Below are 22,274 nucleotides of genomic sequence, written 5' to 3'. Positions count from 1 at the left end.
ATTCCAACGAAAATGGTTATTTCCACTAAAGTGACTGCTTAATCAAAACAAATTAAGTCGCATTAGGGCTATTGCTTGGGAGATGATGGCTAGCAATGCGATAGTCCGGACGCACAGCCACTAAATGCACAGTGCTTGTGGTACGTTCTAAAAATCCACCTTCACAATAACTTAGGTAAAATTTCCACATCCGAATAAAATCATCGCCATAACCTAAAGCTTGGATTTCGCCTATCGCATGATCAAAATTCTCATGCCAATGTTTTAAGGTTTTAGCGTAATCGAGCCCCATATCATTGAGCGACCAGACCACCATGTCCGTCTGTTTGGCAATGTGACCGACCATTTGGCTCACTGAGGGTAAGCAGCCTCCGGGGAAAATATAACGCTGAATAAAATCCACACTTTTGCGATAACTGTCGTAACGTTGATCGGCAATCGTTATCGCCTGTAGCAGCATGCGCCCATTGGGTTTTAACAATGTTTCCAGCTTTTTAAAGAAGCCTGGTAAATACTCATGCCCCACAGCTTCAATCATCTCGATAGAAACAACCCTGTCGTATTCCCCAGTGAGATTGCGATAGTCCTCAGTCAGCAGCGTCACTTTATCGCTTAGCCCTTCGCGTTCGACACGGGCTTTGGTATAGGCGTATTGCGCATCTGAAATCGTTGTTGTTGTCACGTGCACGCCATAATGCTTAGCCGCATATATAGCCAGCGCGCCCCAGCCAGTACCAATCTCAAGCAAGGTTTGACCCGGCTGTAAATCCAGCCGCTCACAAATAGTCATCAGCTTAAACAACTGCGCTTCCTGCAAACTGGCTTCCTCATGGGGATAAAGCGCGCTCGAATACAACATTTCACGGTCGAGGAATTGCTCATACATAGCATTACCCAAATCATAGTGGGCGAGAATATTCCGCTTTGAGCCCTCTTGAGAATTGCGATTCAGCACATGCTTCACACGGTTTATCGTGCCAGTTAACCAAGAGAATTTGGCTTCAATCTTATCGAGTAAGGCTAAATTACGGGCAAACAGTTGTACGACTTTGGTGAGATCAGGGCTCGTCCAATGGCCTTGAATATAACCTTCACCCGCACCAATGGAGCCAGAAAGCATGATTTGACGATAAAAACTCGGGTGTTTAACCACAAGCGTAGCGTGCAAGTCGGTATGACTCTCACCAAAACGATAACTCTTGTCGCCCTCAACCAAGGTCAAGCAGCCATGTGGGAGACTTTCCAGCGCCTTAAGCAATACTTTACGCGCAATACTGTCGGGCAGTTTCCCTGTGGTGACTGAGGTTTGCGAAGCCGTATTTTCCATGTTATTTCTCCATCTGAGCTGGATGCGGCACAAAGGGCACACGTTTAAAAAAGAGTTTTAGCGCTTGCCAATAAATCCCGAAGAAAATCTTGAGAGTCATAAAAGGGAAGCGAAACAAAAGCGTCCGTAAATTAGCCGCCGTGATCGGTTGGCGTTTCATCACTAAATTGGCATTAAACAGTTTTTTGCCATTCTCTTGGATCGATTTGTTTTCAATACCGATGTTTAAGTCTTCACTCGGCGCAGACACATGCCAGAGATAACGCATATCGAGAGTCATAAAGGGAGACACGTGAAACACTTTGTCAGAAGGTTTGGGCGCGGCTAAATCGACTAAATAGCAATGGCGCTGATCCCAAGGCGTGTTACTCACCTCGGCCAACATGTATAAAGGCGTTTGATCTTGATAACAAAAGTAGAAATTTACTGGGCTAAAATACACGCCAAAATGACGGATCTGACCCACAAACAAAACTCGATCGCACAGTTTATCTGCGCCTAACGCTGCCACTTGAGTCAATACGCGACTCTTGAGTGCAGCTGCGCTCGGATCGACAACAGCCACTTCACCGCTGTCATTGGATGTAGTCGTAAAAGAAGTTAAATAGTCTTTAGGATTGAATCTCAGTAAAGCGTGGCGCTGGCTGGCAAAAACTCGCCCCATGGCACTGATCTTATCGACTTCATCTAAATCAATCGCCAACAGCGCCATGGCATAACTAAAACTATGTTTAATCGGCGTAAAACGGCTGTGGGATACAGTGCCGTAATAAATACCGCTATTGAGCTCTGTCATATTTAGACCTGTCACATTTAAACCTGTCATAGGCTGACACCAAAATGGGCACACACATCAAGTGCACTGCGAACGCCATCTTCATGGAAACCATTGTGCCAATAGGCGCCAGCAAAATGGGTATGATTTTGCCCGGATATTTCCTCACGGCGGCCCTGAGCCTTAAGACTGGCTTCGTTAAACACTGGGTGGGCATAATTGAAGCGGCGTATCACTTTCGCCTCATCAATCAACTCTGACTGATTCAAGGTGACACAAAAGGTCGGCGCATTGGCTGGCAACTGTTGCAGTATGTTCATGTTATAAGTCACTGACGCTGGACGTTTTAGGTTACCATCTAACCTATAATTCCAACTCGCCCAAGCGGCTTTTCGCTTCGGTAAAATACGTGTATCCATGTGCAGCACCACATCGTTATTCTGGTAGCTGAGGTCGCCTAAAATGGCGCGTTCTGTTGGCGTAGGATCGTTTAACATCCGCAGTGCTTGGTCACTATGACAGGCTAAAATCACCTCATCAAATTCCAACCATTCACCGTGAACTTGTAACTTCACCCCATTGCCATGGCGCTCAATACCTGTCACGGGTGAGTTAAGGCGGATATTGTCTTTAAAGGGCGCAATAAGATCAGGAATATAGCTACGCGAGCCCCCCTTTAGCACATACCACTGGGGTCTATCACTGACATTTAATAAACCATGGTGCTGGAAGAAACGAATAAAAAACTTCAACGAAAACGCGCGCATATCTTCTATGCTCGAAGACCAAATCGCTGCGCCCATGGGCAAAATGTAATGCTCAGCGAAAAATGGTGAGAAGTGTTCATTGTCTAAATAATCACCTAAGTTACCTTCGGGATAAATATCCTGTTGATAGAGTGCCTTACAGCCTTTATTGAAGCGCAAAATTTCTTTTAAAAAGGCCCAAAAGCGTGGATTCAGGAGGTTACGCTTTTGGGCAAACAAACTACCTAAATTGTGGCCGTTGTATTCAAGCCCAGTCAGCGCATTGTGCACGCTAAAACTCATCTCAGTCGGTAATATGGTGACATTAAGGCGAGCCAATAAACGTTCAAATCGTGGATATGTTCTGTCATTAAACACGATGAAACCTGTGTCTATAGCGTAGGTTTGCCCTTGATGCTCCACATCGACTGTCGCCGTGTGGCCGCCGATATAGTCATTGGCCTCAAACACTGTAACCCTGTGCGACTCACTTAATAGATGGCCACAGGTTAATCCAGAAATGCCGGTGCCGATGATGGCGATATTTTTCATAAACTATTGTCCTTTAGCGGCTTGGCTTGAGTATCGTTTGCAATCATTTTTTGCCACACAAAGGCAGGTAAAAACGACATCAACTTCAATAGATAAGTAAAGCGTCGCGGAAAATGGATCTCGCGCTTGCCACCTTTCAGCCCATTACGTATCGCCTTAGAAGCGGTTTGTACACTCACTTGCATTGGCATAGAAAAATCATTTTTTGCGGTCAGTGGTGTCGCCACAAAACCAGGGCAAATCAAGCTCACGCCTATGTCGTTCTTGGCAAGATCGAGCGCAAGACTCGAGGCTAAATACTGCACGCCGGCTTTAGAGGCGCCGTAAGCTTCAGCGCGAGGGAAAGGTAAATAAATAGCGCTGGAACTCATTAAGCCAATACGTGAACCCCTTGGCATTAAAGGTAAAAATGCCCCGAGGCAATATCCCATTGCAATTAGATTGGTATGGATAACGCGCTCGAACAACACATCATCGAAAGCCTTAGCATCATCAATATATTCACAACTGCCCGCATTCAAAATGACCAAATCGAGCTGAGAATCTGTTTTCGCCAATAGCTCAGCTACATTTTGGCCAGCTTGTTGAACTTGGTCGCGCTGGGATATATCGAAGATAAACAACGTAGCACCGACTAGTTCATTCAAGGCTAACGACTCTAACCTTTCTTGCGATCGGCCACAGGCAATGACATGCCAACCTAAGGCTAAATAATCCTGAGCCAGTCGCAGCCCAATGCCTGAGCTTGCACCCGTAATCAGCACGGTATTTATTTTCAATGGCTTAACAGCGCTCATTATTTTGCCGCCCTATCTTTGAGCAAACGGATAAGCCCGCCCATGCAAGGCAAATGCTCGTACAACATTTGCCCTAAGTCGAAGTAATCCCTGTGAAAATAAATCTTGTCGTCGAACTTAAGTTGACTCATGCCGTCAACACGGATAAGTTCGCCTTTATTCAACTTAGGGTGGCAATATTGCATCTGCCAAAACAGCGCGGCTTGGTTCGCATCCTGCTGCACTTCTTTGATCTCAAACTGAATATGCTTAACATTCTTATATAACTTCGCGAAGTACTGAGTTAACGACGCTAGCCCTGTGATTTGATGCATAGGATCGGTAAAACTAATACTGTCGTCGTAAACCCGACCTAACAGATGCAAGTTATCTTTATTCAAAGCTTGATAAAGCTGAATAAAATCATCAACAAGCGTATTAGTCTCAGTCGTCGCTTGGTTTATCATCTTGTTATTGCTCCTGATCCTATTTATTGGGCCGTGGCCTTTTTCAATACGCCTAATACGGTTAATGCCCTTGCTCTTGCTGCACTGTGCTCGACAATCGCACTTGGATAAGCCGTTTTAGTGTTGAATAACGGCGGTTCAAACAAGGACGGTGTCTGCGCTGTACTGGGTTGATGTAATTGCTTAATTCCCCAAGATGCGAGCTCTGGTAAATACTTACGGATAAAGCTGCCATCTGGATCAAACTTTTCACTCTGGCTTATAGGATTAAAAATACGGAAATAAGGCTGAGCATCGCAGCCACAACCCGCAGACCACTGCCAGCCGCCATTATTCGCGGCTAAGTCACCATCAATCAGTTTTTGGCGGAAATAGCGCTCGCCCCAGCGCCAGTCAATCAGCAGATGTTTAGTCAGGAAACTCGCCACCACCATACGCAGCCGATTGTGCATCCAACCCGTTTGATTGAGTTGGCGCATAGCCGCATCCACAATCGGATAGCCAGTACGACCTTCACACCAAGCAGCAAACTCCTGCGGGTTATTACGCCACTGCACATGGTCGGCTTGACGATTGAAATTGTGATTCTTAGATAAATCGGGAAATGCCACCAGCAAATGACGGTAAAACTCACGCCAAGTAAGCTCATTTAACCAAGTACGAGAAGGGCTAGTGTCGTCGACAATCACCTCAGGGAATTGATGCAGTAGCGCGGCAACGCATTGTCTTGGGCTCACCACACCAATGGCAAGATAAGGTGAAATTGAGCTAGTACCATCAATGGCGGGGAAATCCCTATCTTGCTTATAATCCTGCACTTTCTGCTGAATAAATGCCGAGAGCAAACGCTTTGCCTGCCCTTCTCCCGCAGCCCAAAGTTCACTCGACACTTTAGTGACATTGTTAAACAAAAGCGGCTTTGGCTCGGCCAACACAGGTCCAAGTGGCGCCGGAACAGGAAGCGGCAAAATGGCATAGCGGGCGGCAATTTCTCGCCACTTACGGCTAAAAGGAGTGAAAACCTTGTACATGTCGCCGGACAAATTCAGCACAGTGCCCGGCTTAAGCAAACAATGCTCATCGGTTAACACCAGAGGAATCCCCGATTGAATACAGGCTTGGTCGCGCTGTTGCTCGTTAATCTCAGGCTCGCGACCAGCAAACACTCGACCAATCCCCAGTTGCTGGCAATAGTGACCGATAAACTCAGGTACATCAGCAAAGGTATCTAACTGAATTAACTCGAATCCAATACCAAGACTCGCCAGTCCTTGGGCAAGTAAATTGATATGACGTTCGATAAAATCCAACTGAATGGGCGCAACGTCATGGCGCTGCCACTGAGCTGGCGTAGCAATGTAAATGGCCTTAAGTGCCACGCCATTCTCCCGCGCCCAATCGCAAGCGGCGGTTAATGCCTGATTATCGGCAAGGCGTAAATCTTGGCGAAACCACATCAGCGCATTATTGCCCTGCACTTTTATTGGAATTGAATCTATTGGCATTGAATCGTTAGCTAATGTCATTGTTTTTCTCGCTATTTATCTGCTCGCTTTGATTCACGGTATTCATCTTTCCACTGTACTTAAGGCTTCTATTCACCTTCCCCGCTAAACGAGATGACATTTTTCCAATCAAGTCCGTCGTCGAAGACGCCAAAAAAGCAGATAAAGAGCTTAACGTTGGCGCAAAAGGACCCATAAACCAGCATGGGAAAGTCATTTGTTCCAATACAGTCAGCATTTCAGTCTGTTCAGAACCCGAATGATTTGAGTCGGGAATAAGCAAAAGTGCATCGACGTTAAGCCTGCCTCGCAGCAAAGGTAAACTGCCCATGGCTTGCTCGCCAAGATCAATAACCGATACCCGCAGCGACGCTAACTCGAGCGATAGAAGTAGAGAAAACAAAATGTTAGTGCGGGTGGAATTAAGCGAGGTATGTACCCCACGGGATAGACTCACCACAGCGATTCTCGCCGTCACGGCCTGTCCATTAAAGGCATGACGTCCACCCACTCGGTTAAGTAACTCGCTCTTTAACCAAGCAATAATTAACTCGGCATCAAGCCGCTCATTCACTAAGTCCTCGAGTTGATTAAGCCAAGGTTGTAGCAACTTTTCTTTCACCAATTGGAAAGGATATAAGCCAAATGCATCATCTAATATCTGCTGTAATTTGTGCTGATTGAAATCGAATAATGCCGTATTGAGCGCAGTGACTTGCTCGCACCATAAATCAATGGCTTGAGTTTGAACTATTTCTGTAAATGAAGATTTAGCAGCACTCATCAGCAAAGGTTTAACCTTACTGATCGCAACACCTTTAGCTAGCCATGCATTAATCTCATGGATTTCTTGGATATTTTCGCTCGTATATAATCTGTGTCCCTTGGGTGTACGTGCAGGGATCACTAAACCAAAACGGCGCTGCCATGCCCTTAAGGTCACGGCATTCACGCCCGTTAAGGCCGACACTTCACCGATGGGGAGTAATATCTCACCATTGGGTTCTGTGTGGGCCGTGTTCTCTATAGTTTGTTTCATATTTCAGTAATAACTCACTAAATCAAAAGCTAAAATCAACTGAATGCGATTTGGTAAACGTTAATAGGCATAGCGCAGCTTTAACGCCTCAGGATGAGGGTTTAAGTACACTTGCTCTTCAATATAAGGTGTTGGAAATTCGCGTAAATAATGGTTAATGAGCGTGATAGGTACTAATAACGGCAATAGACCTTGGCGATATTTCATAATCGCTTCAGACAGTTCTATCTTTTGCTCTTTGCTCAAATGCTTTTTAAAGTAACCCTGAATATGCTGCAGCGTACTGGTATGATTTTTACGGGTCGCATTAATTTTCAGCGCCGTCATAAAGCCTTCAAAGTAGCGGGTCGCGCTTTGCTCAAGATCCTCAATATTGGCCACTATCGGCCCAAGCTCGCGATACCATGTCGGGCTGTGTGCCATTAATAGGTATTTATAGCGGGAATGAAACTTCACTAACTTATGCTTAGTCAGCCCTTCATGTTTCATCAGGTGCCAATCGTGATAGGCATAAACGCGGGTGAAAAAGTTCTCCCGCAGCACCATGTCATGCAAGCGGCCTTCTTCTTCCACGGGCAATAGTGGATACCGTTCCATCAACTTGCGAGCAAATACACCAATGCCAGACTTAGAACCATTGTTAGTGCCAATTTTATACTCTGTTACCCGCTCCATGCCGCAGGTTGGCGACTTAGCGCAAAGTAAGTATCCTCCGAGGAAATCGAGCTCTTCAACCTTGTTTTCGCTGTATTCATTGAGCTTATCGGTCACATCTAAGCTACCGTCACCACTCTGAACTAAGATGGTTTCCCCATCACGGACTAGTCGGATACTTTTACGGGGCGCACCTAAGCCAATCGCTATTTCTGGACAGATAGGCACATAATCGAAAAATTGCTTAATCTCTTGATTACAATAGGTCGAATTTTTATGTCCGCCATCAAAACGAACCTTCTCCCCCAATAGACAAGCGCTGATCCCAATCTGAATTCGCTGCGGGTTAAACTTGTACATAAGTAGACTCCTTGTATCACTATGCCTTTAATTACGGACCATAGTTGTACAAGGATCAAGTTTTTGTATAAATATTTTTAAAAGTATCGTTTAACAGTGACTCCTGATAAATCAACCACAAATAAACCTAACTTGGCCTATAACTTGCTAATTCAAATTGCAAAGTTGTCATCAGATAATATTGAAACGTCCAGCAACACCCATTAGTTAACCGCTCAACATTTTAAACCGCTGGTGGCCAAGGGACAGATTCATATATAAAGGAGTCGGATATGAGCACAATTAACCCTAATAGTTATACCAATACCTTTGCGAAAAGTTATGCCAATGTGCCACTCAAGCAAGTCGAGCCGAGCACAAATGGCCTAGGAACTCGTGCAAATTCAATGACGGCGACGAATCTAACATCATCAATAAGCCAAGATACTGTAACGCTCTCCTCTGCAGCATCGGTAACGACTGCCGATACCTATAGCCATCTGGCCCCTAACGCTAAACAAGGCTACACGGGTAATCTGCAAGCCATTGCAGGCACGCCTGAACCAGACAAAAGCATCAACAGGTTGGACAAAGCCATGCAGGCTATTTTAGATAACCGTACAGGAGTCGATAGGGATAAAATTAATAAGATAGATGAAGAAATGGCGAAGGTTGCAGCCGATGAAAATCTATCTGAAGAACAAAAAGCCAAGCAACTAGAATTACTGCAAGCGCAAAAATTGGATCTGATTAAGGAATCATCGGAGAAAAATGAAGAGCGGCAACGTCGTATCGAGCCCGAGGTGTATTACAGCTAACGAAGAAATGACCCGCAAAGGAAAAATTTGGCAGTGAAGGAAGTAACAAGTGGGATACAGAGTGTATTTTCTCGGTGAAATATCAGTCTAATCATTTAAAACTAGACTGATATTTTATAATGTCGCTCAATCTGTTACTAAAGACACCAACGCTTAGGATTGTTTTTCTACCTTATTAATACTGCCCTTATACCCAGTTTCGTCGACAGCCTTAAGCAAACTATCTAGATTAAAATCCTCTGGCACTGTCACTAAGGCTTGCTCAGTTTTTAACGAAGCCTTAGCCTTAATCACCCCATCGGTTTTACGCAGCGCTTTATTCACGACAGTGACACACAGCGGACAAGTCATGCCCTTAACATCTAAGGTGACCAGCACGTTTGCCGCCCAGCTCGACGCTGAACACAGACTTAAGGCGAGAAATAACACTAACTTCATTCAAGCACCTCTAATAACCAAGGTAATACAAAAGGATATGACTGAAATGCCAGCACAACAGGTACAGTTAACCAGTACAGCCACAGCATCTGAGTACGACTCAACGTCGCGGTACACAGTGGCTTTTTAGCAAAATAGAGCCGCCAAAATCCCATCAGAATCAGCCCAGACGACAGTATCAACATGGGTACTTGCAGCCAGCTAAGTTGCTCAATCCCCGATAGACTTGCGGCCGACACCCCGAACACCAGATAAATAAGCGGTGCAATACAGCATAGGCTTGAAGCAACCGCAGCAACCACTGCGGCGGCCATAGTCGCGAAGAGGCCCTTAGCGTTGTTCGGTTGACTGGTAGTCATAGGCAAACACTTTAGGCTCATAATAGTTCACGGGATCGCCATCAACTTCGGCATACGGGTAGCCAAAATTATTCAGTGGTGTCTGTTCGGCTGTAGGGAATAAATCAAAGTCACGGCCATAGTTAAAGCCAACCCAGTTCATTTCCCAATTGCCAAAGAGGTAATCATTCACGGCCTGAACTGCGGGATCGTTGTGTTCCTTTTTCTCCGTCAAACGCATTTTTGTCACATCAGCAGGATCGGCTGGCAACCAACCATAACCCGCTAAATAGAACATAGCGCGACAATGTTGACCACCACTGACATCGGCAACCCCTTTGTCATCGGCACTACCAAAGGCCTTTTTAGAGTATTCGCCCATCTTGATCGCCTGACCTAAGCGAATCCCAAACATCTCACGGGCAGGGATCCCCACTGCGCGCATTAGCGCCACAAATACTGAGTTAATATCAGTACACTTACCGCCTAACTTGCCACTTTCGAGGATACTTGCTACATCACCCGTACCACAGCCAATCACGCTATTATCGCGAAACATATTAGCGCTAACCCAAAGATAAATCAGTCGTGCTTGCTTCAGTGGTTCAGTCTCGCTACCAACGATCTTATCTGCTGTTTGCTTCACAATACCATTAAGCGGCATGTGTTTAGTCGGCAGCAAATAACGTTCAACATCTGCAGGATAATGTATCTGCTCTGGGGTGCGGTAATGGGTTAAGGCACCGCTTTTAACGGGTTCCCAATCTATCGTTTCAATATCAAGCTCAACCGTTATTGTCATGTTCGCTTTGGCATCGGGCCAAGTCGCAAACAGGGTTTTGGCGCCATAACTGTTGTTTGAGCTGATATAGGCGTCTTTAAAACTACCCGTAAAATTCAGCTGACTCACCAATTGGAATTGCGTGTCTTCGGGCAAAGGGATCCACAACTTAACCACACCCTCAGACCCTTCTGGGGCAATAAGATGGTAAGTATTGATTAAGGTAAAACGGCGGCGTCCATCGCTTGAGCCATGTTCAACGACACTCGATTTAGAGGAAGATGCCAGTACTGGCGTGATAAAACCCGCAGTCGACAAAATAGCCGCACTTTTTAAAAAATTGCGTCTTTGCATTATGACATTCCTTTTATTGGATCATGTTTAGGAAGAAGAGAAACTCAACATAAGAGAGCAAGATTATAGGTGCTATAGCACTGTGCAGCAATCAAGCTGCTAACCATACAGTATAAAACCACTACATCGGAGAAAAAGACTCAGTAAAATATGCTACAGCGTTGGCATACACATGAAAATGGAATAAATATCGACGTTGACTTAACAAGCATAATCAATGATAGATTTAGAGCATTTTTATGTAAAAAGCCCAATTTTAGTTTAATAAAAAAGTATCAATTGCGTTATCTTTATAATCTAAAGGCTAAATAACAACCATATTTAGCTTTGGCTAATATTGTTAATAAAAATAATTATCTCACCACTTTTCACTCAAGCTTTGAGTCTCTCATTTAGCAAAATCAGTAATATTCTTTGGCAAATATTACCTAACGCTTTTTACTCATAAGATATCAAACTTATCTTTCAAAATGGGAGTTAGACCACCATGTTGCAAAAATGTTTAATAAAAGTTTGCGTATGTTTATACCTGTTCTAGGCTTAAAAACGAATATACTCACTTAAAGGGCTTTTTTATGAAACATAAGCTTTCATTAGGTCTTTGCTCACTTTTGCTCAGCTCTACCGCTTATGCAGAAGTCAACATTTCAGGTTTTGCCTCAGTTGTTGCAGGTCAAGTTCTCGAAGGTTCGGGCGTTGCAGAGTTTGATTTAGGCCCCACCTTTCTCGCCGACTATCCACTCGTTGGCGCCTATGATGAAGATATTAGTTTCAAACCCGATACCTTATTTGGTATTCAATTCTCAGCGGATTTGCTCGAAGGTTTATCTGCCACTGCACAGGTTGTTTCCCGGGGGGCTGATGACTTTTCGGCAAGTTTTGAATGGGCTTATCTGTCCTATGAGATCAATGAGCATTGGACAGTACAAGGAGGTAAAAAACGCTTACCGCTCTACTATTACAGTGACTTTTTTGATGTTGGATATGCTTATCCTTGGATACGTCCACCCGCAGATAATTACACATGGCAAATATTTAACTACACAGGTGTCAGCGCCTTATATAACTATTTAATTGGCGACTGGACTATGTCTGGACAAGTCTATTACGGTAGCGAAGATAGCGAACCTAATAAGCTTTTATCTGATTTTTTCTTCCTCGAAAATACCCGAGAAGTATGGAAGGATATAGGCGGTATTGTTGTTCAATTCAACAAAGATTGGTTAGATATTCGCCTCACGCATATGCAATACACTAACGAACGTTATATTGGTGGTATTCAGCAGGAATGGAATGGTAGCAACCAACGTACGGGTAAGTTTTATGGCCTATCCGTTAATATAGATTATGAGAATTTCCTTTTTTTATCTGAGCTTAACCGCTTAGATCTCGATGGGAGTAATCTAGATACTTATCTTCTCTCGTTCGGCTATCGTATCGATTCAGTGATGCCTTACATTTCCTATTCAGACTTCAATGATGGTGAAGGCGGTGAAGTTCACCATACAAGTTCTGCAGGTATACGTTGGGATTTCCATCCTTCGGCGGCCTTTAAAATTCAGTATGATGACGTTAAAGATGACGGTGGCCCAGGTATGAAAGTCGCAGGGGATTCGAAATCCATCAGTCTTGGCATTGACTTAGTATTTTAGGAGAGAGAAATGAATAAGTTACTTTGCTTAATCCTACTCAGCTTAGTCTCAATGCCACTATTTGCGGGTGTGGTTGTCATCGTTCATCCCAGTAATGCAGACACTGTCGACCAAAAGGTTATTGAAAATATTTTTCTAGGGAAAACAAAGACCTTTCCTGGTGGAGCGCAAGCCGTGCCGGTCAATCTTGACAGTGCTATGCCCTTAAGGGAAACCTTTGATACTAAAGTGCTGGGCAAGTCATCCAGCCAACTTAAGTCATATTGGTCACAAAAAGTATTTACAGGCAAAGGAACGCCACCCAAGGAAGTCACTAGTGGGGCGGAGATGATAAAATTAGTTGCATCGAACCCCAATATTATTGGCTATATTGATAGTAGTGAGGCCAATGATTCGGTAAAAGTTATTGCCGAGTTTTAGATTGGAGTGCCGAGCTCAAGCTCGGCACAACTTGGGGGCAAGGGATGAATTTCTTTAATGATATTTCTATTTTTAAAAAAGTTATCGCGATATTTATTTTAGCAGTCATCATTTTCGCTTTAAACTTAAGCATTAGTGTCATCTCCATAAATAAAAATCGCACCACACTTAATTATATGGAGCAGCAAGTTTACCAAAGAGTTGAACTCGCCAATCAAAACGTGTTTTTTATCCAACGACTCGATGAACTTTATACTCAATCGGTTTCTTTTGCCGACGAAGACCTGTTAACAAATGCAGGTACTATGTATGAATCTTTACGTAAAAACCTACAACAATTAGATAGTGTCGATCCCTCGCAAGCCAATAAACTCAGTAATCTATCCGCTAAATTAACCCGCTATAACGACATGACGATTAAGCTGGCTAAAGGCATGTTGGCGGGTACGATTGATATGGCAAACATTGGCCAGATCAGCCAAGAAAAATCCCAAGCCTATGAAGCTGTACTTAATGAAATACAAGATTACAAACAAAGCAAAGTACTCGAATTTAAACAATCGATAAAAGAAGCTGGCGACAGATCTGCGCAAAGTTTGTGGCTCACCCTCTCCATCGGCATCGCTTTGCTGATCGTGATGTTGATTGTCACTATTGCCATTGCACGTGCTATCAGCTCATCTGCGCGTAATGTCGCCCAGTCACTGAGTGAGCTGGCCGATGGAAAAGGCGATCTTAGTCATCAGCTCAAAGTATCTGGTAGTGATGAACTCGGCCAAGTATCAAGTAACTTCAATCGATTTCTTCGCTTGCTCGGAGATTCTATTCGAAGGGTGGTGAATGTTACCGATCCCTTGCTTGATAGCTCGCGCTCACTGAAACAGCGCATGGAAGATGCGACGCATGCCACCCAGCGGCAAAGCCATGATGCCAGCGCAGTACAAGTCTCAATGGAAGACATGCGTCACTCTGTCATCGAAATCTCACAAAATGCCCGCCAAGCCGCCAGTGCAGCACAGGTCGCGGAGAAAGAAGCGATGCAAGGTATGACAGTCGTTCAGCGCACAATCGATATTTCACAGCAATTAAATACAGGAATTCAGGCGGCTTCTAACTCGATCAACGAGCTCGCCAGAGATACTGAAAATGTCACTTCTATCTTAAATGTGATTACCTCTATTGCCGAGCAAACCAACCTGTTGGCACTTAATGCCGCCATCGAAGCCGCCCGCGCGGGTGAGCAAGGACGAGGCTTTGCCGTAGTCGCTGATGAGGTCCGCGCTCTCGCCTCTAAAACAGCCGATGCAACCACTGAAATTCGTCATGTGTTACAAAACCTTAAAACGGCGGCCATTTCCTCGGTCAATACCATGAATGTGGCGATGTCGAAGTCATCGGAAAATGAAACCAATGCTCAAAATACAGGGAGTGCACTGAAATCAATTCAACAGCAGATTGTCAGTATCAATAGTATGAATACTCACATCGCCTCGGCAACGGAGGAGCAAGCCTCGGTTGCTTCTCAAGTGGTCGATAACGTCGTCAATATGAACGCTTCATTTGAACAGACATTGCAAATTCTGTCGCAGGTTCGCAATGTTTCTGAGGGATTAGTCGATTTTGCCAATGAACTGAAAAACGCCACATCTCAATTCAAACTTTGACCATAGAGCATTATCGAGATGATGACTTAACACAGAAAACCGGTATTGAGTTTACACTAAATACCGGTTTTTTAATTCCTTAAAGCTTATCTTTTTGTACCACTTTATCCGTGTTAACTAAACGCTAAGAAGGGGGATACACACAGCAATAAGCCTGTGATAATAATGATATACAGCGACACCCCCTTGTACTTATGTAATGCAGGTACTTGGTACACTAAATAAGCGGGTATCAAACAACCGACTAAACCAAAAATTGGACTACAAATCGACGTAAAGCTTAGCACTGGCGCATTCAACACAATCGCGCCCCAAGATAATAGAATGGTAAAAATCATGATGCCGTAACCAACAAGCTTTTTGTTGATACGATCTTCAGGCATATAACGGCGCAGCATGTTCATGGTCAATCCTTGGCAAGCTTCCCTAAAACCAAGATATACGCCAAAGTAAGCCGTCATCACCGCAAAAATATTCAAGGTTAAACTCAGCAATTTCAGTGTTTGTCCCTGCATACCTTGGGCAACCATAGCAAGAGCCGAGATATTTTCTTCCGATGCACGCACAGCCTGATCATGTCCCATTGCTAGGGTGAATGACACAGCATAAAAGAACACCACGACAAACAAGACGCCAAAGGCAATATTCATAGCGCGCATCGCTTTAAAGCGCGCTACCGCAAGGGATTTTTCCCGCGAACGGTATGAAATCACCATAGGGCTTAAACTTTGAATAAACAGAATCGATGTTAGCGTAAAGGGCAGCATAACGACCGCATCTTTTAACCAATCTCCCGTTGCTGGGATAGCGCCGATATTATTGATATCCCATTTATCCACCATCAATAACCCTAGCACGGCGACAACGCCCAACTTAGTCAGTACCATAAAAGTAGAGATCTTAAACAAAAGATTCTCACCGCGGGAGGCTAAAGCAACAAGACCGCAGATCAAGGCTAAACCATAGAAAGGATTTTCTGACAATAACGCTTTAGTGACCCCAAAACTTTGCAAAAATGAAGCACTGTCGTTTGTAATGGCCGTTGAATAAACGAACACCCAAATGACCAGCATGATGAAATACAAACCACCCAACAACATACCCCAGTTTTTACCTAAGTAACCCGAAATCACACTCGGGTAATCCTTACATTCTGGAGATTCTGCTAAGGTATTGATAAACAACCGTTGGAACATATACATGGCAGGATAGCCAATAATGCCAGACAGTAAGAAAACCCATAACCCCATCAAACCGACCTGCACAGGCAAGAATACGATCCCCGCGCCAATCGCCATTCCTATACTCATGATAATCCAGCCCCAATCCGTACTATCGAAGCGGGTATCTGCTTTCCACTGTGCAGCAGTAATTGTTGCATCCATCATTTCACCTTTACCTAGTTGGTATTATTTTGTGCAAATATATTTGAACAAAACAAACTCAGCAATCAAAATACTCAACTTTTGTTGAACAAAGAGTTAAAGCTCACAACTTGACTGAAAACGAGATAAATAGCGCACAAACTGCAGTGACAAATGAAATTCATTAAAAAATAATTGCAATAAAACATAAAAATACAAATAATGTTGCACATACGCCGACCTAGGCATTCAATTTTATTTGCAAGTTGGAGAGACTATGAAAACCATTATTCACGCAGAACGTGCACCCGCGGCCATTGGCCCTTATTCCCATGGCACAGCCTATGGCAACCTCATTTTTACCTCTGGCCAACTCCCAGTTTGTAAAAAGAAAGGCAGCGTAGTTGACGGTGGGATTACTGAGCAATCGATTCAATCATTAGAGAATCTCAAATACGTACTCGAAGCGGGTGGTGGCAGCTTAGAAACGATTCTTAAAACCACTTGTTATCTTGCAGAGATCAATGACTTTGCCGCCTTTAACGAAGTGTATAAAACCTATTTTAAAACCGACTGCCCAGCTCGTAGCTGTTTTGCAGTGAAGGACCTTCCGCTGGGCGTTAAAGTAGAAGTTGAAGCGATAGCACACGTTAAAATCTAAGCATTAACATAAGGTTGTAAGCTCATGAAACCCCAATGGCAGCAGTATATTCAAATCATTAAACAAGTGGTTAAGCCCGCATTAGGCTGCACAGAGCCCATCGCCGCCGCTTACGCCGCCGCCGTCGCCCGCGCCTTGCTGGGTGTTGAACCCGATTCAATTGCAGTACAAGTGTCTGACAATCTTTATAAAAACTCTATGGGCGTGTTTGTGCCTGGCACAGGCAAAATCGGTCTGGCAATTGCCGCTGCAGCAGGCGCCATTGCGGGTAATCCTGATGCGGGCTTAGAAGTATTGGCCGTGATCACGCCAGAACAAGTCGCCAGAGCACAGGCATTGATTGATGCAGGCAAAGTGACGGTCGAGCGCACCGAAACAGCAGAATTTATCTATTGTTGTGTCATCGCGAAAAAAGGCGACCGCGAAGCCTTAGTGAAAATCTGCGGCGGCCATACGCTTATTGCCGAGAAGCGCCTCAATGGCGAATCCGTCTTCAGTGTCGATAGCACGCAAGCCAAAGCCACTGGTTCCATCTGTGAAGGGGTGGACATCACGATCGAATCCATTTATCGCTTCGCCGAAGACGTCCCCTTCGAAGAGATTAAATTCATTCTTGAAGCCTCTGAGTTAAATGGCAAATTATCCGATGAAGGCATGGCGAATCCCTATGGGCTGGAAGTCGGCCGCACCATGAAAAGCGGCATAGCCGCGGGCATTATCGGTGAAGACTTACTGAATAAAATCGTCATGTTAACTGCTGCAGCATCCGATGCTCGCATGGGCGGGGCAAACTTGCCCGCCATGAGTAATCTTGGCAGTGGTAATCAAGGCATAGCGGCAACTATTCCTGTGGTATTGACGGCACAATGTTATAAGGTTTCGGAAGAAAAACTCGCCCGCGCCTTGATTATGAGCCATCTAGGGGCGATTTATATCAAGTCCCATTATCCACCACTGTCGGCATTTTGTGGCAATACCGTCACCAGCGCAGCCGCTTCTATGGCCATGGTGTATTTAGCCGGTGGCTCGTTCGAACAATCCTGTTTCGCGATTCAAAACGTGATCAGCGACAGCTCTGGTATGGTATGTGACGGCGCTAAAGCGTCCTGCGCCATGAAGGTTAGCACTTCATCCAGTGCGGCCGTGCGCTCATTTTTGATGGCGCTCAGTAGTCACAATGTCTCAGGCCAAGGTATTATTGCTACCGATGTAGAGAAAACCATTAAAAACATTGGCAAAATGATCCTCAATGGCATGTCATCCACAGATGTCACTATTATCGATATTATGTCGGCATGATGATTTTAACCCGCTGAATATTTGCGGGTTAATAACTAAAGGTTGAAATTGTGAAACTGCAAGATTTAACGCAAAGTGATCTGGATATTCTGAAATCCATCGAAAATATCGTCGATGGCATCGCTGCCATGTATGGTCAACACACAGAAGTGGTATTGCACAGCCTAGATGCGAAACATCCGTCTGTGGTCAAAATTGCCAATGGCCATGTCACAGGCCGTGAAGTGGGTGCTCCAATAACCAACCTTGCCTTGCTCAAGCTCAAAACCGGTCAGGATATTTCCAACTCTTACCTGACTAAATGTGCCAATGGTAAGACGCTAAGATCAATTACGACGGTGATCCGTAACAGTAAAAATCAACCCATAGGGTTACTGTGTATTAACAGCGACATGGATGCACCACTGCAATCAGTACTGCGCACTATGATGCCAGAGCAACTCCTTGGCAGCGAACTGACCAGCTCGCCCGAAGTGTTTGCCCGCAATATCGATGAAGCGCTCCATAGCACTATCGACAGTGTGAACCATGAGGTTCGCGCGAATCCCGCGATTTCACCTTCACAAAAGAGTCGCGAAATCGTCAATCAATTGCATGAGTTAGGGATTTTCGAACTCAAGGACAGTGCCCAAGTCGCGGCCACTCGATTGGGGATTTCAGTGCATTCGATTTATCGCTATCTGCGGGAAATCAAAGCCAATCAAGCTTAAAGCGAGAAAAAACTCGCCTAAATAGAAAGGGCTAAGGTGTAAATAACCTTAGCCCTTTGGTTTTATTATTTTTGCACTTGTGATTGCGCTTGTTATTGCGCAGCTTGTCCGCTAAAGCCCATCATATTCCATGCCTGCACTGTGCCATCGGCCATTAAGGCAATGGCATCGAGCAAATTGCTGCGAATGTCGCGCATTTGGCTCAAATCAACGGCTTGTTTATCTAATGTTAACGCAGCCTCGCCTCCCATCCACACCGCAATCGAACCATCTTGGCGTTTAACCGTAAACCCTAAGCCTGTCGGGAAAATATCCGTTGCTTGGGTAATTTCAGTTTTGGGTCCAGAGTGGCCATCAACCACAGTGCCATCCTGTTTTAAAAAGGCAAACTCCCGCTCATAGGTCACCACTTTGCTCACCTGAGTGACTTCTTGATAACGTGGTTGCTTGTCTACCAAGTCCCAACCTTCCCAAGCAATGGCCGTATTATCCTTGCGTAGCGCGACAAACCCCTCCTCAAAGGGATAAACCTTGTGCACTTTTTGCAACTTATCCTGTAGGACTGATGTATCGGCACCATTGAATTTACTGCCCCATACGTGCAGTTGACGACTGATGGTTAAGGCGGCAAATGCGCCACGATTTGCATAAATATCAATCACTTTATTGGCGCGTTTTGTAGTAGATAAACGAGCTGGAAACGCGACGTGATGCTCAGTCAATTCGCCCTCACCCCAGGTATATACGCTGCCATCCGCCAGCAGCGCCGCAAACCCATGATCCGTGTTGACAACTTTCACTGCAGGCGCTAATTGGCTGAGTTTTGCCAGTTGTTCGCGGCCTTTTTGATCATCGCTGACCCCGCCCCAAGACACTAATTTTCCCGTCGCCGTCCTCGCGGTAAAAGCATTATTGTTGGCATAGAGCAGATCAACATGGTTAAGCTCAGAGGCCACGTGGCGACTATCGCCACCATAAGCGGCATCGCCCCAAGTCACTACTGCTCCCCCCAGCTTTAAAGCAGCAAAGGCACCTTTATTAATCAACACAAAATCAATATTGGTCATCGCAGGCGCAGCATATTGACCCGAGAGCAGTTCGGCTGGTGTTGAATCCAGATTAGACCAACTGACTACACTACCATCTTGTTTGATGGCCGCATAAAGCCCTTCTGCCAACACAAAAGAACGAACGCCTGTCAGCACTTGCTTCATCCCCATCCCCCAAGGGATAAGTTTGTCATCACGGGTTAAGGCCGCAAAACCACAGGTATTCTCCGCCGCATATAACTCTTTTACATTGACCAGAGGCTCTGCGGCATTATTGATATCGCCACCACATTCAGCATCGCCCCATGCCACCACAGTACCGTCTTGCTTGAGTGCCGCAAATGCACTGAGATTACTGTAGATTTGACTCACTTGGGCTAACTGGGCAGGCATAGGGATTTTGGTAGAATCGTCGGCCACCTCAAGATTGCTCGGGATGGACGTTAATGAATTATTCGCGGTGGATGGTGATCTGTGAGCCAAGATCGTGTCAGAAATTTGCTGTTTTAATTCGGGCGATATATCAGAATCCTGTTTATCTATGAGTAAGTTAACCACATGACCCAAAGCAAAAATCGCCAGCGCTACACCGCCCCACGAGACCTGTTTTTTATCCACAAGTATATCCTTATCGTAACTGCAAACTCTCACTGAGTTTAAACTGGAACATAACGTCGACTGAGTACGCTAAATGTGAACTGTGATTGTAACCAAAACAGGGCTAAAATGACATTGCCCTAAAGTCGAAAGCTGACCTGATTCAAGTAAGATGAGCATATGAGCAAAAAAATAAAAGCAGCGTATCTCGCTGCTTTTATTGAATATGATGTTGAGGTAACAAAGGGCTAATCTCTTTTGCCCACTTTCTCTAACCCCCAAACCAGTGCAATCGCCGCTAACATACACACAATGGCTAACATCAGTTGTGAAGGCTGACCCGTTACTTGCTCAAAATTAAGCGGGGAAATATTTTGCTCCAGCAAAGGTACTTGTTCGCCGTGGGAGTTGGTCCGCCAAGTTAAGATTTCTTTCCATGGCCAAATTTTACCTAAGGTACCTAACATTAATCCGGTTAGAAACACGATAGTGGCATCATGGTATTTACGCAGCAGCGCCGACAATAAATGGCTGAACGTCAATAATCCCATCACGGCACCAGCAGCAAAACAGGCCAAAATATCCAGCTGAATATTTTTAGCGGCAGCGAGGACCACAGGATATAACCCTAACAATAATAAGATGAAACTGCCTGAAATTCCTGGCAATACCATAGCGCAAATCGCAATCGCGCCGCCGAAAAAGATATTCATGTAACTGGCTTCTACCGCGACCGGATTCAGCACAGTAATCGCCCATGCAGCCAGCACACCAAGCGCAAATAAACCTAAACGTGCTACAGTGAAACCACTCACTTGCTTAAGCATATGCACGACAGAGATAAGAATAAGCCCAAAAAAGAACGACCAGATCGGGATGGGATGTACCGCCAACAACCAAGAAATCAGCTTCGCAAAGGTAAAAATACTGGTCAGGATCCCCGCCAGCAGACTCACTAAAAAGCCACCATTAATATGGGCAAATGCCCCTTTTATGCCCTGCGACTTGATTACGCCCCAAAGGGAAGGATTAATGCGTTTTACACTATCGAGCAAAGTATCGAGAATACCGGTAATAAACGCTATGGTGCCGCCCGAAACGCCAGGCACAACATCAGCAGCGCCCATGGCCATTCCCTTAAAATACGTCAGCAAATATTTCACTGTGAGTCCTTGTAGTTAAATCAACATGCCATTGCCGCTACACGACAAATTGGCCGCAATTATACGGTGTTACACTTAAAACCGCGAAATGAAGTTTACTTAATTAAGCCGACTGGTATTTGTTGTTATCCTAATGTTACACTCATCCGACCAGAGCAACCCAAGCTCAACTTGGAACAGGCTCAAGATAACAACACCCCTTTGCACCATTATTAAGGATGACCATGAGCCAGACAGACTCTTCTAGCACTGCAGAACAAAAACCTAATAAAGTGCTCGCGCTCTACCACAAAACTCGCCGTTATCCCTTCGGCCAAAAACTGTTTTCAATCATGGTTTCACGCATGGCGCCCTATTTCGGCACCATCAAACCACTGATCACTGAATTACGCCTTAATCATTGCGCCTGTTTAATTAAAAAACGCCATGCCGTTCATAATCATATAAAAACTGTGCATGTGATTGCGATTTGTAATGGTCTAGAAATGGCCATGGGCGTGATGGCCGAAGCCTCTATTCCAAAACATTTACGTTGGATACCTAAGGGCATGAGTTTGGATTATACGGCTAAAGCAGGCAGCGATATTTTATGTGTCGCCGAAGTGACCCCAGAGCAATGGACTCCTGGCGATATGCTGGTCCCCGTTACCGCCTACGACACCCAAGGAGTGGTTGTGGTGAAAGGACATATCAAATTGTGGATTTCAGAAAAACCGCAAAAATAAACGCTTTGAATCAAGACTTACACTTAATGTCAGCATTTAAAAAAGGGAGCTTCGCTCCCTT

22 protein-coding genes are annotated in these 22,274 nt (G+C 44.9%); 8 read left to right on the top strand and 14 right to left on the bottom strand.

The annotated features are described in order from the left end of the window. Positions 1–52: 52 nt before the first annotated feature. Genes L5L94_RS06870 through L5L94_RS06835 form a run of 8 tightly spaced genes read right to left on the bottom strand, consistent with a single transcriptional unit; the run spans position 53 to position 8,201 of the window. Positions 53–1,327, bottom strand: a complete 1,275-nt coding sequence (locus L5L94_RS06870) for an SAM-dependent methyltransferase (RefSeq protein ID WP_263162105.1) — start codon at positions 1,325–1,327, stop codon at positions 53–55. Between the two features lies 1 nt (position 1,328). Then, positions 1,329–2,153 (bottom strand): DUF1365 domain-containing protein, encoded by an 825-nt coding sequence (locus L5L94_RS06865; RefSeq protein ID WP_263162101.1) that lies wholly within the window; start codon positions 2,151–2,153, stop codon positions 1,329–1,331. After that, positions 2,150–3,400 (bottom strand): NAD(P)/FAD-dependent oxidoreductase, encoded by a 1,251-nt coding sequence (locus tag L5L94_RS06860; RefSeq protein WP_173497572.1) that lies wholly within the window; start codon positions 3,398–3,400, stop codon positions 2,150–2,152. The genes L5L94_RS06865 and L5L94_RS06860 overlap by 4 nt, the downstream gene beginning before the upstream one ends. Then, complete coding sequence (locus tag L5L94_RS06855; RefSeq protein WP_173497571.1) at positions 3,397–4,197, bottom strand: SDR family NAD(P)-dependent oxidoreductase; 801 nt, start codon at positions 4,195–4,197, stop codon at positions 3,397–3,399. The genes L5L94_RS06860 and L5L94_RS06855 overlap by 4 nt, the downstream gene beginning before the upstream one ends. Then, positions 4,197–4,643 (bottom strand): nuclear transport factor 2 family protein, encoded by a 447-nt coding sequence (locus L5L94_RS06850; RefSeq protein WP_173243599.1) that lies wholly within the window; start codon positions 4,641–4,643, stop codon positions 4,197–4,199. Before L5L94_RS06850 ends, L5L94_RS06855 begins: the two co-directional genes overlap by 1 nt. Positions 4,644–4,666: 23 nt before the next feature. Next, positions 4,667–6,169 (bottom strand): deoxyribodipyrimidine photo-lyase, encoded by a 1,503-nt coding sequence (phrB, locus tag L5L94_RS06845; protein ID WP_263162097.1) that lies wholly within the window; start codon positions 6,167–6,169, stop codon positions 4,667–4,669. Next, positions 6,156–7,187, bottom strand: a complete 1,032-nt coding sequence (locus L5L94_RS06840; RefSeq protein WP_198573744.1) for a MerR family transcriptional regulator — start codon at positions 7,185–7,187, stop codon at positions 6,156–6,158. Before L5L94_RS06840 ends, phrB begins: the two co-directional genes overlap by 14 nt. A gap of 60 nt (positions 7,188–7,247) precedes the next feature. After that, on the bottom strand, positions 7,248–8,201 hold the full coding sequence (locus L5L94_RS06835) for a YbgA family protein (protein WP_198573745.1): 954 nt from the start codon (positions 8,199–8,201) through the stop codon (positions 7,248–7,250). Positions 8,202–8,473: 272 nt separating this feature from the next. Here L5L94_RS06835 and L5L94_RS06830 point away from each other — a divergent pair, with 272 nt between their 5' ends. Beyond that, on the top strand, positions 8,474–8,998 hold the full coding sequence (locus tag L5L94_RS06830; RefSeq protein WP_131523634.1) for a hypothetical protein: 525 nt from the start codon (positions 8,474–8,476) through the stop codon (positions 8,996–8,998). Positions 8,999–9,151: 153 nt separating this feature from the next. Here the strand turns inward: L5L94_RS06830 and L5L94_RS06825 are convergent, their stop codons facing one another. Genes L5L94_RS06825 through L5L94_RS06815 form a run of 3 tightly spaced genes read right to left on the bottom strand, consistent with a single transcriptional unit; the run spans position 9,152 to position 10,909 of the window. Beyond that, complete coding sequence (locus tag L5L94_RS06825) at positions 9,152–9,436, bottom strand: heavy-metal-associated domain-containing protein (protein ID WP_028761311.1); 285 nt, start codon at positions 9,434–9,436, stop codon at positions 9,152–9,154. Further along, positions 9,433–9,750, bottom strand: coding sequence for a hypothetical protein (locus tag L5L94_RS06820; protein ID WP_309247085.1), 318 nt, complete (start codon positions 9,748–9,750; stop codon positions 9,433–9,435). The genes L5L94_RS06825 and L5L94_RS06820 overlap by 4 nt, the downstream gene beginning before the upstream one ends. A 16-nt stretch (positions 9,751–9,766) precedes the next feature. After that, on the bottom strand, positions 9,767–10,909 hold the full coding sequence (locus L5L94_RS06815) for a transglutaminase-like domain-containing protein (RefSeq protein WP_131523632.1): 1,143 nt from the start codon (positions 10,907–10,909) through the stop codon (positions 9,767–9,769). Between the two features lie 575 nt (positions 10,910–11,484). Here L5L94_RS06815 and L5L94_RS06810 point away from each other — a divergent pair. Genes L5L94_RS06810 through L5L94_RS06800 form a run of 3 tightly spaced genes read left to right on the top strand, consistent with a single transcriptional unit; the run spans position 11,485 to position 14,645 of the window. Continuing rightward, entirely contained in the window at positions 11,485–12,561 is a 1,077-nt protein-coding gene (locus L5L94_RS06810) for a porin (protein ID WP_263162092.1), read from the top strand. 9 nt (positions 12,562–12,570) lie between these two features. Further along, positions 12,571–12,981 carry a phosphate ABC transporter substrate-binding protein gene (locus tag L5L94_RS06805; RefSeq protein ID WP_105251847.1) on the top strand — a complete coding sequence of 137 codons (411 nt, stop codon included), beginning with the start codon at positions 12,571–12,573 and terminating at the stop codon, positions 12,979–12,981. 44 nt (positions 12,982–13,025) lie between these two features. After that, positions 13,026–14,645 carry a methyl-accepting chemotaxis protein gene (locus tag L5L94_RS06800; protein ID WP_263142410.1) on the top strand — a complete coding sequence of 540 codons (1,620 nt, stop codon included), beginning with the start codon at positions 13,026–13,028 and terminating at the stop codon, positions 14,643–14,645. A 113-nt stretch (positions 14,646–14,758) separates the two neighbouring features. On the opposite strand, the gene L5L94_RS06795 is transcribed toward L5L94_RS06800, so the two are convergent. Continuing rightward, entirely contained in the window at positions 14,759–16,030 is a 1,272-nt protein-coding gene (locus L5L94_RS06795) for an amino acid permease (RefSeq protein WP_028761316.1), read from the bottom strand. A gap of 256 nt (positions 16,031–16,286) precedes the next feature. Here L5L94_RS06795 and L5L94_RS06790 point away from each other — a divergent pair, with 256 nt between their 5' ends. The 3 genes from L5L94_RS06790 to L5L94_RS06780 are packed head-to-tail and all read left to right on the top strand — an operon-like array spanning position 16,287 to position 18,679. Then, positions 16,287–16,670, top strand: coding sequence for a RidA family protein (locus tag L5L94_RS06790; RefSeq protein WP_028761317.1), 384 nt, complete (start codon positions 16,287–16,289; stop codon positions 16,668–16,670). A 24-nt stretch (positions 16,671–16,694) separates the two neighbouring features. After that, a complete protein-coding gene (locus tag L5L94_RS06785; protein WP_263162089.1) occupies positions 16,695–17,969 on the top strand; it encodes a serine dehydratase subunit alpha family protein in 1,275 nt (424 codons plus the stop codon). Between the two features lie 50 nt (positions 17,970–18,019). Then, positions 18,020–18,679 (top strand): transcriptional regulator, encoded by a 660-nt coding sequence (locus L5L94_RS06780; RefSeq protein ID WP_113939392.1) that lies wholly within the window; start codon positions 18,020–18,022, stop codon positions 18,677–18,679. A 92-nt stretch (positions 18,680–18,771) separates the two neighbouring features. On the opposite strand, the gene L5L94_RS06775 is transcribed toward L5L94_RS06780, so the two are convergent. Next, positions 18,772–20,346 (bottom strand): hypothetical protein, encoded by a 1,575-nt coding sequence (locus L5L94_RS06775; protein ID WP_173497566.1) that lies wholly within the window; start codon positions 20,344–20,346, stop codon positions 18,772–18,774. 227 nt (positions 20,347–20,573) lie between these two features. After that, complete coding sequence (locus L5L94_RS06770; RefSeq protein WP_028761321.1) at positions 20,574–21,488, bottom strand: DUF368 domain-containing protein; 915 nt, start codon at positions 21,486–21,488, stop codon at positions 20,574–20,576. 224 nt (positions 21,489–21,712) lie between these two features. Here L5L94_RS06770 and L5L94_RS06765 point away from each other — a divergent pair, with 224 nt between their 5' ends. Beyond that, the gene (locus tag L5L94_RS06765) at positions 21,713–22,213 is read left to right on the top strand and encodes a hotdog fold domain-containing protein (RefSeq protein ID WP_198573750.1); all 501 of its coding nucleotides are present in this window, start codon (positions 21,713–21,715) and stop codon (positions 22,211–22,213) included. Positions 22,214–22,274 lie beyond the last annotated feature (61 nt).

The organism is Shewanella sp. SM21 (assembly GCF_025654335.1).
GTDB lineage: Bacteria > Pseudomonadota > Gammaproteobacteria > Enterobacterales > Shewanellaceae > Shewanella > Shewanella oncorhynchi.
The sequence above is the reverse complement of the archived record's forward strand: the minus strand, read 5'-3'. Positions and strand labels throughout refer to the sequence as shown.

Excerpts from the sequence above, each read along its gene's own strand:
- L5L94_RS06860 (WP_173497572.1), bottom strand. The coding sequence starts at position 3,400 with ATGAAAAATATCGCCATCATCGGCACCGGCATTTCTGGATTAACCTGT.
- L5L94_RS06765 (WP_198573750.1), top strand. The coding sequence starts at position 21,713 with ATGAGCCAGACAGACTCTTCTAGCACTGCAGAACAAAAACCTAATAAA.
- L5L94_RS06835 (WP_198573745.1), bottom strand. The coding sequence starts at position 8,201 with ATGTACAAGTTTAACCCGCAGCGAATTCAGATTGGGATCAGCGCTTGT.
- L5L94_RS06825 (WP_028761311.1), bottom strand. The coding sequence starts at position 9,436 with ATGAAGTTAGTGTTATTTCTCGCCTTAAGTCTGTGTTCAGCGTCGAGC.
- L5L94_RS06865 (WP_263162101.1), bottom strand. The coding sequence starts at position 2,153 with ATGACAGGTTTAAATGTGACAGGTCTAAATATGACAGAGCTCAATAGC.
- L5L94_RS06850 (WP_173243599.1), bottom strand. The coding sequence starts at position 4,643 with ATGATAAACCAAGCGACGACTGAGACTAATACGCTTGTTGATGATTTT.
- phrB (WP_263162097.1), bottom strand. The coding sequence starts at position 6,169 with ATGACATTAGCTAACGATTCAATGCCAATAGATTCAATTCCAATAAAA.
- L5L94_RS06790 (WP_028761317.1), top strand. The coding sequence starts at position 16,287 with ATGAAAACCATTATTCACGCAGAACGTGCACCCGCGGCCATTGGCCCT.
- L5L94_RS06805 (WP_105251847.1), top strand. The coding sequence starts at position 12,571 with ATGAATAAGTTACTTTGCTTAATCCTACTCAGCTTAGTCTCAATGCCA.
- L5L94_RS06840 (WP_198573744.1), bottom strand. The coding sequence starts at position 7,187 with ATGAAACAAACTATAGAGAACACGGCCCACACAGAACCCAATGGTGAG.
- L5L94_RS06815 (WP_131523632.1), bottom strand. The coding sequence starts at position 10,909 with ATGCAAAGACGCAATTTTTTAAAAAGTGCGGCTATTTTGTCGACTGCG.
- L5L94_RS06785 (WP_263162089.1), top strand. The coding sequence starts at position 16,695 with ATGAAACCCCAATGGCAGCAGTATATTCAAATCATTAAACAAGTGGTT.
- L5L94_RS06855 (WP_173497571.1), bottom strand. The coding sequence starts at position 4,197 with ATGAGCGCTGTTAAGCCATTGAAAATAAATACCGTGCTGATTACGGGT.
- L5L94_RS06820 (WP_309247085.1), bottom strand. The coding sequence starts at position 9,750 with ATGGCCGCCGCAGTGGTTGCTGCGGTTGCTTCAAGCCTATGCTGTATT.
- L5L94_RS06800 (WP_263142410.1), top strand. The coding sequence starts at position 13,026 with ATGAATTTCTTTAATGATATTTCTATTTTTAAAAAAGTTATCGCGATA.
- L5L94_RS06870 (WP_263162105.1), bottom strand. The coding sequence starts at position 1,327 with ATGGAAAATACGGCTTCGCAAACCTCAGTCACCACAGGGAAACTGCCC.
- L5L94_RS06830 (WP_131523634.1), top strand. The coding sequence starts at position 8,474 with ATGAGCACAATTAACCCTAATAGTTATACCAATACCTTTGCGAAAAGT.
- L5L94_RS06810 (WP_263162092.1), top strand. The coding sequence starts at position 11,485 with ATGAAACATAAGCTTTCATTAGGTCTTTGCTCACTTTTGCTCAGCTCT.
- L5L94_RS06795 (WP_028761316.1), bottom strand. The coding sequence starts at position 16,030 with ATGGATGCAACAATTACTGCTGCACAGTGGAAAGCAGATACCCGCTTC.